Genomic DNA, 16,598 nt, shown 5'->3' on the forward strand with positions numbered 1-16,598 from the left:
GGCCAACTGATGACCAGCAGTACACCGAACCCGCTCTACCCGCACGGCGGCCCCGGGCCGATCCGGCGTTTCCTGCCACGCTCCCTGCTCGGTCGCTCGGTGCTGATTATCGTCACGCCGCTCATCCTGTTACAGGTTATCTCAACCTGGATCTTCTACGACCGCCACTACGACACCATCACCAAGCGCCTGGCCCAGGGCCTTGCCGGCGACGTCGCCGCGGTGGTGACCCTGACCAACCGCAGTGAAGACAACGACGATCTGGTGCGCATCTTCAGCCTGGCGAAAAGTACCATGCAGCTTGAACTCTCGCTCAGCATCGGGGCGGAGTTGCTGGTTCCCGACGTCGTGGTGTCGCGCGGTGTCGTCGATGCCCGCCTGCATTCGGCTTTGCAGGAAAGGCTCAGGGTGCCCTTCGTCGTCGATACGCGCAGCCTGGACGAGCGGGTCGAGATTCTGGTGCAGTTGAACCAGGGGGTGCTGCGCGTCCTGGTCACCGACGAACGCCTGTTCTCCTCGACGACCTACATATTCATCTTCTGGACCATCGGCAGTTCCATTCTGCTGTTCGGTGTCGCCGTGATTTTCATGCGCAATCAGGTGAAACCGATCCGCCGGCTGGCGCATGCCGCCGAGAGCTTCGGCAAAGGGCGGGAGGTGGTGGAGTTCAAACCGGAGGGGGCGACCGAGGTGCGCCAGGCGGCCGTCGCCTTCATCAACATGCGCAACCGGCTGAACCGTCAGGTCCAACAGCGCACCGAGATGCTGGCCGGGGTCAGCCACGACCTGCGCACCCCCTTGACCCGGATGAAGCTGCAGCTTGAGATGCTCAAGGACACGCCCGAGGTCGACAACCTGCAGTCCGACGTCGTCGAAATGGAGCATATGGTCGAAGGCTACCTGGCCTTCGCCCGCGGCGAGGGCAAGGAAACCCCGGTCCCGACGAACCTTTGCGACCTGCTGCGCGACGTGGTCAGCCAGATGACCCGGGACGGCGGTGTTATCGACCTCCACCTTGAACAGGACATTGCCCTGCCGCTGCGCCGCGAAGCGATGCGCCGCTGCCTGACCAACCTGATCGGCAACGCCCAGCGTTATGGCCAGCAGGTCGCGGTGCGGGCCGGCCACCGCAGGAACCTGATCGAGATCACCGTGGAAGACGACGGACCGGGCATTCCGCCGGAACGCCACGAAGATGTCTTCAAACCCTTCTTCCGGCTGGAACAGTCCCGCAATCCGGCAACCGGCGGCGTCGGCCTGGGGCTGACCATCGCCCGAGACGTGGCGCGCAGCCACGGCGGAGACCTGATTCTGGAAGCGGCGCCCGGCGGCGGCCTCAGGGCACGAATCTGGTTGCCGGCCTAGAACCCGGTTCTCTCCGGCAAAACCCAGGAATTGCACCGCCGAACATACAACCTTAGCGACAAATACCGTTTAGACTGCCTTAACTGTTGGTTCCCTATTCTCCGCCTGCAAATGAACATGTTCCGACGGAGAAGGTAATGGTTGGTAAGAATGCGCTGATTTCCGAGGAAGAAGTCGACTCACAGATCGAAAGCGAAGCGCTGGACGAGGCCCGGGATCTGGTGTCGAACCTGGAGCTGCGCGTTCAACAGGTCAAGAACGGTGTGCTCGATCCGAAGGAAGCGGCAAAGACCCTGGCCATCGATTCAACCAATCTGCGCATGAAGGCCCGCGCCGTGAACCTGACCGGCTTCGGCCCCCTGACCCACTCCCTCGACGAATACCTGAGCGAGATTGAATCGGTCGAAGAGCGTCACATCAGCGACCTCTTCGCCTTTGCCGACCGGATCAACAGCCTGCTCGACGGCGAGACGGTGGATGCCGAAGCAATCTCCGCCGTCCTGCGCGAACTGCCGCAGCAGAGTGCCTTCAACGTCGAAGACGTGGTGATCACCGACAAGTCGGTCACCGTCATTATTCCCCAGCGCACCGCCGCCAAGGTCGTCGGCCGCGAACTCGCCGCCTGCGGCTACCGTGTTTCCAGCGTCACCAACCCGATCGAAGCCCTGGAGCTGATCCTGGAAACCAAACCGGATCTGGTGATCACCTCCCAGGTCATGCCGCGCCTCAGCGGCGTCGACCTGGCCTGTGCGCTCTCGGCCATGCCGGCGACCCGCACGATCCCGATCGCCCTGCTGACCAGTCTCGATCCGGATCATCCCGATCTGAAAGCCCTGCCGATGAATGTCGGCCTGATCCGCCGCGGCGCCCAGTTCGGCGACGATCTCGCCGATGTGCTGCAGCGCTTCAACATCACCTGAGACGACTACTCTGGCGGCCGGGAAGCCGCCGGAACCATCAAGCTAATAAAGCCGGCCCCCATTGGGGACCGGTTTGTCTGCCGTGACCAGCACCACCTCGCCATCCCCATCGGGAAACCCGAGGACCAGAATCTCGGACATGAACTTGCCGATCTGCCGGGGCGGAAAATTCACCACCGCCGCGACCTGTTTGCCGACCAGTTCCTCGACGGCGTAGTGGACGGTGATCTGGGCCGAGGACTTCTTCAACCCCAGCGGCGCACCGAAATCGACCCAGAGCTTGATCGCCGGCCGCCGCGCTTCGGGAAAGGGCTGGGCATCGACAATCGTGCCGATGCGCACCTCGACCTTCTGGAAATCGTCGAAAGAAATCTGGCTGCTGTCGCTCATCGGTCGTCCCCTCCCGCAAAGCTCTTCGCGGCTTAAGCGCGGCGACGCTATCACCGGCAGGAAGCAGCGCACAAGCCATCAGGGCGCGGCGCGGCTCCATCGTTCTGCCAGGAAGTCGAGGAAACTGCGCAGCTTGGGCACCCCACGGCGGTTGTCCAGGTAGACGGCATAAATCCCCGTGTCCTCGGCTTGCGGATTGACCTGCCAATCCGCAAGCACCCGCCGCAGGCGTCCGCCATGTAAATCCGAGCCCACCAGCCAGGTCGGCATCATGATCAACCCAAGTCCGCAAAGGGCCATGCGGACCAGCGTCTCGGAACTGTTTGCCCGAACCGGGCCTGTTACCTCGACCGCCGCTGTTCCCTTCACCCCCTCAAGGTGCCAGCGGCTGAGCCGCGAATGGTCAGCACCGGGCCGGTAGGCAAAGGTGAGGCAATCATGGCCGGCAAGATCCTGAGGGCTTTGCGGTATGCCCGCGCGTTCGAGATAGGCCGGGCTGGCACAGATGACACGGCTGTGCTCGGCCAGTTTGCGGGCAACCAGCGAAGACGATTCCAGGGCGCCGAGCCGGATGGCAACATCGACGTTTTCCTCGACCAGATTAATGATCGCATCGGTGAACAGCAGATCGAGCGTGACCTCGGGGAACAGCCTCAGATAGTCGGCCAGCATCGGCGCCAGATGCAGCCGGCCGAAAGCCGGCGGTGCGCTGACCCGGAGCAGACCGCGCGGGTCGCCCGCGCCGGCAACCGAGAGATCGGCTTCCTCGAGATCTCCAAGCAGGCGCCGTGCCTTCTCGTAGTAGCCCTGGCCGGCGTCGGTCAGAGTCACACTGCGGGTCGAACGATTCACTAGTTTGACCGCGAGCTTTGCCTCCAGCGCATCGACCTGGCGTGTGACCGAGGAGGTAGCAAGACCCATACGGCGGGCGGCCGGCGCGAAACCGCCGGCGTCGACCATCGTGACAAAGGCCTTTAAAGCCGCGAAGCGGTCCATGGAATCCCTTCATTGCATCTGACGCAACGATCTGATCGATAATTACCTTATTATAATCAACAACTCGAGCGCCGATATCCCCGGCAGACCGTTTTTCTTGCCAGGAGTATCGCCATGACTGAGCCATACAGCACCGCCGACAATTCAACACGACGCCCGCCCCGGGCCCTGGTCGCCGGCGGCTCGCTGGCCGGCCTTTTCGCCGGCACGCTGCTGCATCAACAGGGCTGGGACGTCGACATCTTCGAGCGCTCGGCACACAGCCTGGAAAGCCAGGGTGCCGGCCTTGTCCAGCAGGCGGACCTGGTACGCGCGTTGCGCGCCCTGGGGATAGCCTCCGTCGGTTCGCTCGGCGTGACAGCCTTCGAGCGGGTCACCCTGAACCGCGATGGCAGCTTCGCCGACCAGGATCGCAGCCATCAGACCCAGCATGCCTGGGATAGCCTCTACCGTATCCTGCGCCAGCGCTTCCCCGAAGCGCACTACCATCTGAACAGCGCCGTTACCGGGTTCACCCAGGACGCAGTCTCCGTCACACTCACCCTGGCCGACGGCGGCAAGGCGACGGGCGACCTGCTGATCGCCGCCGATGGCACGCTCTCAGCCCTGCGCGGCTTGCTCGCCCCTGAAACGGCACCGCGCTATGCCGGCTATGTCGCCTGGCGCGGCTTGATCCCCGAAAGCCTGTTGACCGGGCGGGCGAAGGCGGCGCTGGCGGGCCGCTTTGCGTTCTATCGCTATGACGGCTCTCATATCCTGGGCTATCTGATCCCCGGCCCGAACGGCGAAACGGCCGAAGGGGCAAGACGCTACAACTGGGTCTGGTACCGTCAGGCCGCGACGCAGGCTGAGATCGACCGCCTGCTGACCGACCGGCAGGGCGTCAGGCATGCCGTCTCCATGCCGCCGAACGGCCTGGACCCGGCGGTCGTGACGGCGCTGCAGACTGACGCCGGCACCCTTCTGCCGCCGCCTCTTGCCGATGCGGTCGCGGCAACCCGGGCGCCTTTCATTCAAGCGATCCAGGATTTGGAGAGCCCTCGACTGGCTTTCGGCCGCATCGCCCTCATCGGCGATGCCGCCAGCGTGGTCAGGCCGCATACGGCCATGGGAATCGATAAAGCCGCCGGGGATGCCTTTTATCTGGCCGAAGCGCTGGTCACCCCGGACGACGTCGCCGCAGAAGACAAGGTGCCGGCCGCCCTTAAGGCCTGGGAACCGGATCGCCTTGCCCATGCCCGGGCGATCGCAGCCCATGGCCGGCGCCTGGGTGCCCCCCTGGAACCCCGCGTAGCGTCCGAAAGCTAGGGCGCCCCCGGGCAGGGTCCGGAACCTAAATCCAACGCAAAAAGAAAGGGCCGTCGAAGACGGCCCTTAGCTTTTCGGAAATGTCGTCGCGAAGCTTACTTCTTCTTCGCGGCTTTCTTCACTTCGCCGGTGAGCTCGCTGAAGCTCTCGCTCACGCGGGTTGTCAGCAGCTCGGCGGCTTCGCCGTTGGACTTGGTGGCCATTTCGGTCAGCTCACGCAGGTTGCCGAGAGAGGCTTCGTAAGCGGACTTCATCAGCTCAGCCTGCTTGGCCAGCTTGTCCTGCGGCGTACCGGCGGCGTTCAGCTCGCCGAAAGCCTTGGAAGCGTCTTCGATGCCCTGGCGCAGGATCTCGGCCTGACGGCGGACCACGGCCTGGGCGCCTTCCAGCGCAATCTTGTTGGCGGAAGCGAAGGCTTCGATGTTGCGCTTCTGCGCATCGACCAGAGCCTGGGCGTCAACGCCGGGAACCTTGAACTGCTCGGGAACGGCGGTGAAGTCGATCTTCTCCCACTGCTCAGCCAGCTTGCTGGGGTCCATCATAGAAGCAAAGTCAAACTTGGCGAAATCGCCAGTCAGGAACGGGTTACCGGATACGGCCATGGGTCAAACTCCTCAATTTGTGCGGGGATCGCCCGCTTCAATGTTGCACCGCACAATACCTGTGTTGACGCTGATATAGGCGCCTCATAGAGGAGCGTCAAGGAATTTTTTTGCACTGCACAATAATCTCGGAGATTGTATCTCGAGGCCCGGCTTAAACCCAGCTTTCCTGCGCCTTTCAGGGCTGGAGGACCGCCGTGCCGGGCCGCCGGCGGGCGCCGGCAGGAATAGGATAGAATTCCGCCGATAGCCGCTGCCGGTTACCCCGCCGCGCGCTTCATCCCCCCGGACATGGTGCAGCCGGACATCCTGCCGGCAAGGCTGTCGGCGCGCTGCAGCTGCTTGTCCAGGAAGGCCATGGTCTTGGCCATGTCCTCGCTCTCGTCACGCAGCCAGACCCGGAGGGTCGAGAGGTAAACGGCGGAGATACCCTTGATCCGCAGCAAGCCGCGCAGACCCGTGGTCGAAAACCCGGCCGCTTCCAGGGTCGTCGCCATGGAGCGCATCAACCGCCCCATCCCGCAACAGATCGACAGAGGGTCACGCAGCTGATCCTGAAGGATGGCGCCAATAGCCTCGCGCTGCGGCTGCATGGCTTCGAAACGCTGCATCAGCACATCGAAAAGCCTGTCGCGGGCCGGCGTCTCCGCGCCTTCCCGGTCCTCGTCCGCCATCACCGCCGCGTCGACGTGGTCGGCGAAGCCCTCGATAATGGCCTGCTTGGAGGAGAAAAGAGGATAGAGCGTTGAGAGCGGCACCTTGGCCGCCGCCGCGATTTCCGCCAGGGAAAGATCGCGCCAACCGCGTTCCGCCGCCAAGGCAAAGGCGGTATCGATGATGTGTTTTGGAAGATCCGCTTTTTTCACCATCAGATTGGCTCCTTAGGCGTTGTAGCGATTGCGTTGCCTCATCATAGGCGCTGCGGCCCGCAAGGTGAAGGCCACCGCAAAGTAGCACATGAGCCTGCAAGGTGGCTGCGGCCCCTTGACGCGGCGTGGTCGGGCCGGGGGCCCGGCGGGCCTCAGGCCTGCCGGATATCCGCCACCCGGCCCCCGGTGATGCTGCAGAGCTGGGCCGGGGTCAGGCAGAAAACCGCATTCGGCGTACCGGCAGCGGCCCAGATCTCGGCCAGATCCATGAGATCCCGGTCGATGAAGGTCGTCGGGGGTCTGGTGTGCCCGACCGGCGCCACGCCGCCAATGGCAAAACCCGTCGCCTCGCGGACGAAGTCCGGCTTGGCCCGGCCGACCGGCTCGCCCAGGAGCGCGCCCAGCGCGGCCTCGTCGACCCGGTTGGCCCCGCTGGCCAGCACCAGAACAGGGGCACCGCTTTCCCGGGCACGGAAAATCAGCGACTTGGCGATCTGCGCCACCGTACAGCCGATGGCCACGGCAGCGTCTTCGGCGCTGCGGGTCGAGGCCGGAAACTCGCACACCTGGAAATCGAAACCCGCGGCCTCGATCGCCTGCTGCACCCGCCGGGCGCTTGCCTTTAAAGGCTCGTCTGCCATCTGCTTTCCTCATTGATGCGGCGGCCCCAAAGGTGCCGCTGTTTCCCGACCGGATCAAGCATACGGCGGCGCCACCAGCCGAAAGCGGCAAAGAAAGCGAACACCAGGCCGCCGGCCAATTCGACCCCCGTCACCCAAAGGCCGCCGTAGGCCGGGTCCCAGTGACTGAAAGGCCCGGTCAGACGCAGGCTGGTGTCGAGCGGCCAGAGCAGCAGCGGGCCGTCGGCGACATGGCTGACAATGTCCGCCACCGCATGGGTGGCGGCGCCGGCCAGGAAAGCCAGGCCGTACGAGCGGCAGACCCTGGTCCGGCAGAAAAGGATCGCCGCCAGCAGCGTCAACCCCAGCAGGCTGAGCGGCGAATGCAGCAGGTTATGCAGACCGATCATCAGGGAGTCCGAGAAATAGAGGGCATCCATCTCGGCCTGAACCAGCGGCTGCAGGTAGCGCCCCTCCCGCCAGACAACCGAAGCGGCCAGAACGCTCCAGACGGCTGCGACAGGAATATCCGGCACCACGGCGCCGATCAGGCAGGCGCGGCGCAGCCCGCCGCGCCATCCGAAAGCCGCTGCGCAGCCATAACCAATCAGGAAGTGTGTGGGGGTTTTCAAGGCACGGTTCTCCATATCCCTGTGGCTTGGCGACAGAGAGGAATCGCTGGGACAGAAGCGAAAGAAGGCGGAGGTTAGAGGACGACCCGATGATGCTCGCGGAACGCCGAATGATGATCGAAGTCGGTCGACCGGCTCCAGGCCAGCATGAGATAGGTCGAAGCACCCGGTGTAAGCTTTACGCCCAGAGTCGCTCCGCTTTCGTGCGGCAGGGCGAACTGCAGGGTCGAGCGCCCGTCCTGGAAGGCGCCGGCCTCCATCGCCAGGCTGGCCCGGATCCGGCGGTCGGCGACCGGCACATGGTCAGGCACCACGGCCCGGCGCAGTTCCACGCAGGCCGGCGTCTCGGAGAGTTGCGCCATCACGAAGCAGGTGCCCTTCAGGCGCTCGGCATCGTTGAAGCCCACCGCCAGCCAGCCGGCGGTCGGCGCCGCGAGATTGCCCCGCAGGACCGCCCTGTCATGGCGCCAGCGAAAGACCATCTCGCCGGCAGCGACCCGGTCCCAGTTTTCATCGTCAACCCGGGGCACGAGCGGCACAGCCTGCGCGACGGCTGGCACACCGGATGGCACAAGGGCCACGGCCATCAACCCGGAGAACACCCACCGCCTCTTGAAACATTTCATCACCGACCCTCTTGTCATTTCGGTCAAGTTGCTTGACTATAAATTGAGAATGCAATTTGGTCAAGAAACTTGACGATAAATAGAAAAGAGCTTCCGAATGGCGCCTTCGACGGATGAAAACCTGCGGCCCGATCACATCGGCTGGCCGCTCTGGCAGGCGGCTTTCCTTTGGAAGGAAGCCTATATCGCGGCCATGCAGGAAGCCGGCCACAACTGGTACGGCAAGGCCCAGAGCAACATCACCGCCTTTCTGGACCCCAAGGGGACGCGCCAGCGTGATCTCGTCGAACGGTCCGGCCTCACCAAGCAGGCGGTGCAGCAGCTGGTCGACGACCTGGAGGCGGCGGGGATCGTCTATCGCGCGCCCGACCCCCGGGACAAGCGCGCCAAGATCATTCACTACACCAAGGCGGGAAAGACCGCCCTGCGCGACGGCGCCCGCATCAAGCGGCAGATCGAAGCGCGGATGACCGAAGGGCTGGGCAAGCAAGGGATGGCGCAGCTCCGCGCGCTGCTGGAGCAGGTTATCGAGAGCGGCTTTCCCGAAAAGGACGATGCCGGGCGTTAGTGCGAAGCGGCCTGGGTCCTGTTGTGCCATAGCGCGACGGCCAGAACCGCCAACGCGATGAAGGGCAGCGCAAGATCTTCAGGGATCCACAGCGACCAGGCCGTCGCCCCGGCGATCAGACACCAGAGAACCGGCAGCACCAGCAGGTGCAGCGGGCAGTGCCTCTGGATCAGCAGCAGAAGGCCGAGGGTGAAGACCGCCGTCGGCCCCGGCGCCAGACCGAAGGTCCGCGCCGCCGCAAGACCGCCAGCGCCCGACAGAGCGATCACCGGCACGGCGACCAGCGCATAGCCGACAACCAAAAGCCCGACCCAGGCCGGCAAGCCACGGTTCAGGGCAAAGACCGGCTTGCCCCGCACCAGCAGGCTCCAGGCCAGCAGGGCGGCCTGCGCCAGAAACAGCCCGCCATAAACGGGCGCGGTAAAGCTCAGGCCAGCGAAGTAGGTCAGGTGAAAGATCAGGCCGCAGCACAGCCAGGCGGTAACGAGGATCACACCGATCGCGCGGGCGGCAAAGGCTTGGCGCAGGGCTGCGAACACCAAGGCCGCCAGGGCCGCAGCGCCGAAGGCAAGCTGTGCGGGCCAGAGAGCGGCGTTCATCCGAGCAAAGAGCGCGGAGAGCACCTCCGCATCGAAGGACAGCACGGGCTAGAGCGCTTCGATGGTGGCGATCATGCGGCGGCGCAGATCCGCATCCGGCAGCCGCCCGTAGAGCACGCCCATGTTCTCCGCCATGTGGTCGACCCGCGAGGTGGCCGGGATGGCGCAGGTGACGGCGGGATGGGAGACGACGAACTTCAGGAAGAACTGCGCCCAGTTCGCGCAGTCGATCTCCGCCGCCCAGTCCGGCAGCGGATGCCCGGCGAACCGGTCGAACAGCGCGCCGCGGCGGAACGGCCGGTTGATGATCACCGCCAGGCCGCGCTCCGCCGCCAGGGGCAGCAGACGCGCCTCCGCCTCCCGGTCCAGGACGTTGTAGGTGAATTGGACGAAGTCGATGTCCTCCTGGCGCATCACCGCTTCGAAGTCGTCGTGACGACGGCCGTGCGACGTCGTGATGCCGATATAGCGCAGCCGCCCCTCCGCCTTCATCCGACGCAGGGTCTCCAGGTGGCTTTCCCAGGACAGCAGATTGTGGACCTGCAGCAGGTCGAAGCGTTCCACACCCCAAAGCCGCCGCGACGCCTCTATCTCTTCCACCCCGCCGGCCTGGGTCCACGTCCAAACCTTGGTCGCGGAGAACAGCGAGGCCGGCTGGCCGGTCTGTTCGAGGGCATGGCCGATCACCGCCTCTGACGAGCCATACATCGGCGAGGAATCGATCAGCCCGCCGCCGGCCTCGAAGAAGGCCTGCAGCACCTGGCTGCGCTGCGCCCGCAGCCCGGCATCGTCACCGACGTTGAAGGTGATCCAGGTGCCCATGCCGATCAGCGGCAGGCGCGCACCATCTGCCGGAATGGCCCGGGTCAGCGGCGCGCTGTCCGCCGCGGCCAGCCGCCCGGCGAAAGGCAGCGCCGCCAGGCCGCCCAGGACGGCGCGCCGTGTCGTCCGCCAGGATTCCTCAGACATTGCCGTTCTCCCGCTGCGAGATGATGCGTCTTACCAGAATGAAGATGGCGGTTGCGACGGGGAAGTCAAAGCGGCGTGAACGGGTCGCAGCGAATGCCGGTGCCGGGTGCGGGAACCGCCGCCACGGATCCGCCATGGAAAAGCCTGTTCGGCGCCGCAATGGAGTCCCTTTTTTGCTCTTTTCGGGGCGTCAGATCGTCAGAGAAGACCTTTTCCGAATTCAACGGGGGACATCATGCGATCTGTGCTTACCGCCATCACCCTTGCCGCCTCTCTCGCGCTTCTTCCATCGGCGCTCACGGCGGCCCAACCATCGGGCGCCGACGGCCTGCAGCCGGCCCATGCCCGGCTGGAGCGGCCGACGATCGATGTCGCCTTCGTGCTGGATACCACCGGCTCCATGACCCAGTTGATCCAGGGCGCCAAGGTCAAGATCTGGTCCATCGCCAAGGAAATGCTCGACGCCCAGGTGACCCCGCAACTGCGCATCGGGCTCGTCGGCTATCGCGACCGCGGCGACAACTACGTGACGCGGGTCTTCGACCTGACCGAAGACATCGACCAGATCTATGGCGAGCTGCTGAAGTTCGAAGCCGACGGCGGCGGCGACCGGCCGGAGTCGGTCAATCAGGCGCTTGACGATGCCGTGAACATCATGAGCTGGGGCCAGACGTCATCGGCCTACAAGGTGGTTTTCCTGGTCGGCGATTCGCCGCCGCAGATGAACTACCGCGACGACGTGGCCTACCACGCCACGGCCAAGAAGGCCGCGCGCAAGGGCATCGTCATCAACACCATCCTGGCCGGCGGCGCCCGGGATACCGGGGCCGTCTGGCGTGAGATCGCGACACTGGCCCAGGGCCGCTATGCGGAGATCCCGCAGAGCGGAAACATGCAGGTGATCGAGACCCCCTACGATCAGGACATCCAGTCCCTGAACCAGCGCCTGACCCGCACGGCCATCCCCTACGGCAACGCGGCGCAGCAGGAAAGCATCCAGCGCAAGCTGGAAAACAGCGCCTCCGCACCCAGTTCTGTGGCCGCCGACAAGTCGGCCTACCGCCGCTTGAAATCGGCCCATGACGAAGTCGTCACCGGCGCGGGCGAGCTGATCAACGACCTGGCTCTGGGCGTGGTCTCGCTGGAAGAGCTGGAAGCGGCCGACCTGCCCAAACCGTTGCAGGCGATGGGCCCGGAAGAACGCGAAGCGGTGATTGCGCAGAAGACGGCGATGCGTGAGGAGCTTCGCAAGAAGCTCGACGCCTTGCTTGTGCAGCGAGAGGCCTATCTGCAGGAAGAACGGGTGAGCGCCGGCAAAAGCGATTCTTTCGACAGCAAGGTCGAAGCGATCATTCGCGAGCAGGGCGCCGCTAAAGGGATCATCTACTGAGTCGAAGGGCCCGGGCGGGGTCCGCCCTCTAGTTTTTTAGGACCCCGCGGCGGCCTGCAGCTGTGGCGCCGATTGACCGCTGTCGCCGACATACTGCCTGACAATGGACGTCAGGCCCGCCAGTTCCACCGGCTTGGGCAGGGCGGAGTCAAACCCCAGGGGTTCATAATGCTTGGGCTCATGCCAGTGAGACTCGGCGGTCACCGCCACGATCGGCGTCGTCCGGATCAAGGCTTTCGGGTTGCTCCGAATCGCCTTGGTCGCCTCCAGGCCCGATACCCGGGGCATCTGGATGTCCATCAGGATAAGATCGAAATCCACCGCCCCCGATTCGAGCATATCGAGGCAATGCTGACCATCGGCCGCGATCTCGCAGTCCAGGCCCAGCATGCGGCACATCTCGCCCATGAGGAAACGGGTCAGATCATCGTCTTCAACCACCAGAACTTTTGCTTTCATTATCGATCCCCTCTTTCTCCGCCGGTGACGAGCCCGCAAACGCGGCGCGGTCCGTTTGTCCGTCATAGCGTCTAGTACGAAGCGCGCGCCAAGAAGCGCTTCACATCGCCGAAACTTTCAGAGCGACCCCCCGCTCCACCGCGGCCGGCAATCCAGCGTTCGCCCCAACGCCGGCCACCATTCAAAATACTAATCTATTTTGGCTACAACTATTATGTGTATTTCTATAATAAATATGCAAAAAATGAACGACTAGTTAATGGATGGATAATCTAGACATATCAAGCAAGGCGCTTCGGCGAGATCCATTCGCCACCTGCGAATGCCATGGAATTCAAAGAGTCTCATGACTGCCTTTGATAGAATATGTTTGTTGCTTCTAGGGAAAGAAAAGCTAGTCACTTGGACTAGTCGATGAGCAGTCGCCTTGCATAGCCATCGGAGTCAACACAACTTTAACCAGAATAGATGAGAATTTTTTCTCTTCTATCGACTTCGAGTTGAAGTTGAATCGCCTTGTGGCAGGGGCGGCAACGGCATCAGCCCAGGGCGCGGCTGCGGGCGGCAGCGGCGGCGATGGCTTTGGTCATCAGGGGTTGCAGACCGTCGTCGGCCATCAACACCTTCAGGGCCTCCAAGGTGGTGCCGCCGGGCGAGGTCACATTCGCGCGCAGGGTGGCCGCCGGCTCAGAAGACTGATCGACCAAGACGCCGGCGCCGGAGACCGTCACCCGCGCCAACTGCATGGCGAGGTCGGACGGCAGGCCCGCCGCCACCCCGGCCTCGGCCAAGCATTCGATGAGCAGGAAGACATAGGCCGGGCCGCCGCCGGAGACCGCCGTTACGGCATCGATCAGCCCTTCGTCGTCGACCCAGGCGGTCTCGCCGACAGCCCCCAGCAGGTCGCCGGCTAGATCGCGCAGCTGGGCATCGCAGTATGGATTGGCGCAGAGCACGGTCATGCCGCGGCCCACCGCCGCCGGGGTGTTGGGCATGGCCCGGACCACCGGCGTTTCGGCGCCCAGAACCTCTTCAAAGGCAGCGATGCGCCATCCGGCTGCAATCGACAGCACCGCCGCGCCGGCCCCCGCGAAACCGCGGTAGTGGGGCAAGGCTTCGGCCAGCATCTGCGGCTTGACGGCGAAGACCACCAGGGCGGGCTGCAGCGCAGCCGGCAGATCCTCAGCCGCGGCGGCAAGGTGGACACCGCGGTCGATAAACCCCTGCAGGTGGACCTGGAGATGGGCTGGGCCGGGCTCGACGATCCAGACATCCTGCGGTGAGAGGCCGCGCGCCAGCCAGCCTTCCAGCAGGGCGCCGCCCATCTTGCCGCAGCCGACAAGCAGCAGGGGGCCGGAAAGCTTCATGCAATCCTCCGAATCAAACCGAGCGAATCAAAGCGGGAAAATGCAGCCTAGGCTTCGCCGACCGTTTCCATCAAGGCGGCGTCGAGGGCTTCCTGCACCGTGGAACCGCCCCAGATGACCATCTGCAACGCCGGATAGACCCGGTCGCATTCCATCAACGCCGCTTCGACCAGATCCTCCAGCTGTTCCAAGGAGGCGCCGGGCAGGCCGCGCAGGGGAATGGTATGGCGGTACATCAGCGCGCCCTCCTCGGCCATCAGGTCGAAGTGGCCGAGCCAGAGCCGTTCGTTGGCACGGGCCAGCAACTCGCAGACGTCTTTCTGCTGTGCCTTGGGAACCTTCATATCGAAATGGCAGGAAAAAAACATGGAGCTGACCTGCTCCTGCCAGACGGAATACATGTGGTATTCGCACCAATGACCGGACAGCTCGATGAGCAGTTCGGACTCGCTATGGCGGTCGCAGGCCCAGTCGTTGGCGCTACCGAGTTCTTCGAGAAGGTCGAGGGGGTTGATCGGCTGGTGGGAGTCTTGGACGAGTTCTACCATGTCGACACGGCCTCTTCGGTTGGCAGTGGCAGGGCTCCGGCGCCTCACTCGCCCCGACATATGGAATAATGCGACGCCATCGCTACCAGATATAGCGTGCCTTATTCGATTCCGCTGTGCAACAAGGGAATTGCGAAAAGGCTGTGGATAGAGGGGGGTAAGGCTCAGCCGGCGTCTTCGGGCGCGCCCTTGCCAGCCTTGGCCGGGCGTTTCGCAGCTTTCGCCGCGCCGCCGCCCGGTTGGGTGCCTTCCAGCGCCGCCAGACGGGCCTCGAGCGCGGCCAGCTTGGCGCTCAGCGCCTCCTGCTCCTCCCGCGCCGCTACGGCGACGGCCTTGATAACCTCGAAATCCTCACGGGATACCAAGTCCATCTGCGCCAGCAGCCGCTCCAGCTGTTCGCGGACGCGGGCCTCGACCTCGCCGCGCATGCCGGCCGCCACGCCCATGGCGCTGCTCGCCACGCGGGCCATGTCGTCGAGGATCTTGTTCTGGCTTTGCATCACGGAATCCTTCCTGCGCGCGGACTTAATAGAAGATTTCTAATATGGCGGCCCCACAAGGCAGCTTCAACCTCCGCCTCAGAGCCTATAGAGAACAGGGCATATCCGGTTCGCGGCACGCCTATCAAAGGCACAATCGGTCGCACCCGGATCGCAAGTTTCGGATAGTTCGCGCAAAACGCCCGCCGATAGCCTGCCCGACAGGCCGTGCAATCCGGCACTGCCGGATCGCGCCGGCCAAGCGACCCGAACTGAATCGGAGGACCGCAAGTGGAAACGATAACCCATCTCTCACAAGCGCATGACGCGATTATCCATGCGCTCAACGCCGGTACGTCCCCCGGCGGATTGCCCGCCGCCCAGCTGCTGGAGCGGGAAACCCTGACGCTCTATTTCTATGAGCCGCGCGGGATCGATCATCAGCCACCCCACGACCAGGACGAGGTTTACGTGATCGTCGCCGGTTCCGGCAGTTTTGCCATCGGCAATGACGACAGCAGCCTGCGGCGATTTTCCTTCAGTCGGGGCGATGCGATCTTCGTGCCGGCAGGTGCCGTTCATCGCTTTGAAGACTTCACCGATGATTTCGCCACCTGGGTGATCATGTATGGACCGCAGGGCGGAGAGAAACCGACCAGGACGACGCCGGCACCGCAGCAACACTGAGATCTTCCGTTCAAGAATCGGCAATCCTCTGCCTATCAAGGGTGCTTGCTCTCCGGCCGCAGAATCGCTTCACTGCGCGCAACAAGGGGGGAGCATGACGGTCGGCTGGATTCTGAAACCACGGACAGGGCGATATTTTTGGATCGGCTGCCTGGCGCTGACAGGCCTGATCCTGGCCGGCGGCTTGGCGGAAGCGCAGGCCGACACGCGCGAACGTATCCGCATCGTCGGCTCAGGCACGGTCTTTCCCCTGGCCGTGGCGGCGGCGGAGAACTTCAGCGTCAAAGCAGGCTTCGCGGCGCCTCTGGTGGAGAAAAACGGCACCGCCGAAGGGTTCAAGCTGTTCTGCGCCGGTGTCGGCGTGGAGCATCCGGATGTCGTGACGGCGGAACGGCGCGCAAGCGCGGCGGAGGTCGCCGCCTGCCGGCAGAAAGGCATCAGCCTTGCCGAGATCAAGATCGGCCACCAGGCAATCGTGCTGGCCAAGTCGCGGCGCGGCGCGGCCTTGTCGCTGACCCCCAAGCAGGTCTTGCTGGCGATGGCGCAGCAGGTGCCGAGCAATGGCAGTCTCGCGGCAAACCCCTACCGGCTGTGGAGCGATATCGACTTTTCCCTGCCGGTGACGCCGATCGAAGTTCTGAGCCCGCCGTTGACCAGTCCGCAGCGCGATGCCTTTACCGCGCTGATGATGGCCCCTGCCGCCGCAACACTGCCGCCGCTCCGGGGATTGGAAAGCATTGCGGCGCTGCGCGGCGACGGTGCCGTCACCGAGGTCGCCGCCGACGACGTCCAGGCCTTCGCCCGCCTGGACGCCAATCCGGATGCCCTGGTCATCCTGGGCTTTACCTTTCAGCAGCAGAACGCCGGACGGCTGCAGCCGGTCGCGATCAACGGTGTGGTGCCGAGTGCCGCGAGCATCGCGGACGGCAGCTATGGGCCCGTCCGCGCGCTTTATTTCTACATCAAACGTGAGCATCTGAGCGTGATCCCCGGCCTGCGCGACTATCCCGGCGAACTTGCGGGCGAGGCGGCCTCCGGCAGCGACGGCTACCTCGTCCGGCGCGGCCTTATCCCCCTGCCCCCGGCCGAGCGCGGCGGCCTGGTCGAAGCGGCCAAGCGGCTGACGGCTCGGCAGAACTAACACAAGTGTTACCGCCCGGGTTGCCGCCCGGCGGCGATGGCGGGGTTGCGGAGCGCTCCGGGC

20 protein-coding genes are annotated in these 16,598 nt (G+C 64.3%); 7 read left to right on the forward strand and 13 right to left on the reverse strand.

Features of this window, described 5'->3' with window-relative positions:
- Positions 1 to 9: 9 nt before the first annotated feature.
- Together HBA54_RS25315 and HBA54_RS25320 are read left to right on the forward strand one after the other, a co-directional pair.
- Positions 10 to 1,365: an ATP-binding protein gene (locus HBA54_RS25315; RefSeq protein WP_167230331.1), complete on the forward strand. Its 1,356-nt coding sequence runs from the start codon at positions 10 to 12 to the stop codon at positions 1,363 to 1,365.
- A 137-nt stretch (positions 1,366 to 1,502) separates the two neighbouring features.
- The gene (locus HBA54_RS25320; RefSeq protein ID WP_167230333.1) at positions 1,503 to 2,285 is read left to right on the forward strand and encodes a response regulator; all 783 of its coding nucleotides are present in this window, start codon (positions 1,503 to 1,505) and stop codon (positions 2,283 to 2,285) included.
- A gap of 42 nt (positions 2,286 to 2,327) precedes the next feature.
- On the opposite strand, the gene HBA54_RS25325 is transcribed toward HBA54_RS25320, so the two are convergent.
- Positions 2,328 to 2,675 carry a tRNA-binding protein gene (locus tag HBA54_RS25325; RefSeq protein ID WP_167230335.1) on the reverse strand — a complete coding sequence of 116 codons (348 nt, stop codon included), beginning with the start codon at positions 2,673 to 2,675 and terminating at the stop codon, positions 2,328 to 2,330.
- 78 nt (positions 2,676 to 2,753) lie between these two features.
- Complete coding sequence (locus HBA54_RS25330; RefSeq protein ID WP_167230337.1) at positions 2,754 to 3,671, reverse strand: LysR family transcriptional regulator; 918 nt, start codon at positions 3,669 to 3,671, stop codon at positions 2,754 to 2,756.
- Between the two features lie 114 nt (positions 3,672 to 3,785).
- On the opposite strand from HBA54_RS25330, the gene HBA54_RS25335 reads away from it, so the two are divergent.
- Positions 3,786 to 4,979, forward strand: coding sequence for an FAD binding domain-containing protein (locus HBA54_RS25335; protein ID WP_167230339.1), 1,194 nt, complete (start codon positions 3,786 to 3,788; stop codon positions 4,977 to 4,979).
- A 95-nt stretch (positions 4,980 to 5,074) separates the two neighbouring features.
- Here the strand turns inward: HBA54_RS25335 and HBA54_RS25340 are convergent, their stop codons facing one another.
- The 5 genes from HBA54_RS25340 to HBA54_RS25360 form a co-directional block, all read right to left on the reverse strand.
- Positions 5,075 to 5,581 carry a phasin family protein gene (locus HBA54_RS25340; protein WP_167230341.1) on the reverse strand — a complete coding sequence of 169 codons (507 nt, stop codon included), beginning with the start codon at positions 5,579 to 5,581 and terminating at the stop codon, positions 5,075 to 5,077.
- A gap of 260 nt (positions 5,582 to 5,841) precedes the next feature.
- A complete protein-coding gene (locus HBA54_RS25345; protein ID WP_167230343.1) occupies positions 5,842 to 6,450 on the reverse strand; it encodes a TetR family transcriptional regulator in 609 nt (202 codons plus the stop codon).
- 152 nt (positions 6,451 to 6,602) lie between these two features.
- Positions 6,603 to 7,091, reverse strand: coding sequence for a YbaK/EbsC family protein (locus tag HBA54_RS25350; RefSeq protein WP_167230345.1), 489 nt, complete (start codon positions 7,089 to 7,091; stop codon positions 6,603 to 6,605).
- The gene (locus HBA54_RS25355; protein WP_167230346.1) at positions 7,073 to 7,702 is read right to left on the reverse strand and encodes a metal-dependent hydrolase; all 630 of its coding nucleotides are present in this window, start codon (positions 7,700 to 7,702) and stop codon (positions 7,073 to 7,075) included. Before HBA54_RS25355 ends, HBA54_RS25350 begins: the two co-directional genes overlap by 19 nt.
- A gap of 74 nt (positions 7,703 to 7,776) precedes the next feature.
- A complete protein-coding gene (locus HBA54_RS25360; protein ID WP_167230349.1) occupies positions 7,777 to 8,328 on the reverse strand; it encodes a DOMON domain-containing protein in 552 nt (183 codons plus the stop codon).
- A gap of 97 nt (positions 8,329 to 8,425) precedes the next feature.
- On the opposite strand from HBA54_RS25360, the gene HBA54_RS25365 reads away from it, so the two are divergent.
- Positions 8,426 to 8,896, forward strand: a complete 471-nt coding sequence (locus tag HBA54_RS25365) for a MarR family winged helix-turn-helix transcriptional regulator (protein WP_167230352.1) — start codon at positions 8,426 to 8,428, stop codon at positions 8,894 to 8,896.
- Here the strand turns inward: HBA54_RS25365 and HBA54_RS25370 are convergent.
- Positions 8,893 to 9,540, reverse strand: a complete 648-nt coding sequence (locus HBA54_RS25370) for a DUF6064 family protein (RefSeq protein ID WP_167230355.1) — start codon at positions 9,538 to 9,540, stop codon at positions 8,893 to 8,895. The two genes, HBA54_RS25365 and HBA54_RS25370, sit on opposite strands and share 4 nt — an antisense overlap.
- 3 nt (positions 9,541 to 9,543) lie before the next feature.
- Entirely contained in the window at positions 9,544 to 10,464 is a 921-nt protein-coding gene (locus tag HBA54_RS25375; protein ID WP_167230358.1) for an aldo/keto reductase, read from the reverse strand.
- Positions 10,465 to 10,699: 235 nt separating this feature from the next.
- On the opposite strand from HBA54_RS25375, the gene HBA54_RS25380 reads away from it, so the two are divergent.
- Positions 10,700 to 11,854, forward strand: coding sequence for a vWA domain-containing protein (locus tag HBA54_RS25380; protein WP_167230361.1), 1,155 nt, complete (start codon positions 10,700 to 10,702; stop codon positions 11,852 to 11,854).
- 36 nt (positions 11,855 to 11,890) lie between these two features.
- Here HBA54_RS25380 and HBA54_RS25385 read toward each other — a convergent pair whose 3' ends face one another.
- The 4 genes from HBA54_RS25385 to HBA54_RS25400 form a co-directional block, all read right to left on the reverse strand.
- Positions 11,891 to 12,313: a response regulator gene (locus HBA54_RS25385; RefSeq protein WP_167230363.1), complete on the reverse strand. Its 423-nt coding sequence runs from the start codon at positions 12,311 to 12,313 to the stop codon at positions 11,891 to 11,893.
- Positions 12,314 to 12,852: 539 nt separating this feature from the next.
- The gene (gene proC, locus HBA54_RS25390; protein WP_167230366.1) at positions 12,853 to 13,680 is read right to left on the reverse strand and encodes a pyrroline-5-carboxylate reductase; all 828 of its coding nucleotides are present in this window, start codon (positions 13,678 to 13,680) and stop codon (positions 12,853 to 12,855) included.
- A gap of 47 nt (positions 13,681 to 13,727) precedes the next feature.
- On the reverse strand, positions 13,728 to 14,228 hold the full coding sequence (locus HBA54_RS25395; RefSeq protein WP_167230369.1) for a type III secretion system chaperone family protein: 501 nt from the start codon (positions 14,226 to 14,228) through the stop codon (positions 13,728 to 13,730).
- 164 nt (positions 14,229 to 14,392) lie between these two features.
- Positions 14,393 to 14,728: an accessory factor UbiK family protein gene (locus tag HBA54_RS25400; protein ID WP_167230372.1), complete on the reverse strand. Its 336-nt coding sequence runs from the start codon at positions 14,726 to 14,728 to the stop codon at positions 14,393 to 14,395.
- A 270-nt stretch (positions 14,729 to 14,998) separates the two neighbouring features.
- Between HBA54_RS25400 and HBA54_RS25405 the strand changes: the two genes are divergently transcribed.
- Positions 14,999 to 15,394 carry a cupin domain-containing protein gene (locus tag HBA54_RS25405; RefSeq protein ID WP_205944911.1) on the forward strand — a complete coding sequence of 132 codons (396 nt, stop codon included), beginning with the start codon at positions 14,999 to 15,001 and terminating at the stop codon, positions 15,392 to 15,394.
- A gap of 94 nt (positions 15,395 to 15,488) precedes the next feature.
- The gene (locus HBA54_RS25410; RefSeq protein ID WP_167230375.1) at positions 15,489 to 16,535 is read left to right on the forward strand and encodes a substrate-binding domain-containing protein; all 1,047 of its coding nucleotides are present in this window, start codon (positions 15,489 to 15,491) and stop codon (positions 16,533 to 16,535) included.
- Positions 16,536 to 16,598: the final 63 nt, after the last annotated feature.

The sequence above is a fragment of the Pelagibius litoralis genome, from assembly GCF_011683915.1.
GTDB lineage: Bacteria > Pseudomonadota > Alphaproteobacteria > Kiloniellales > Kiloniellaceae > Pelagibius > Pelagibius litoralis.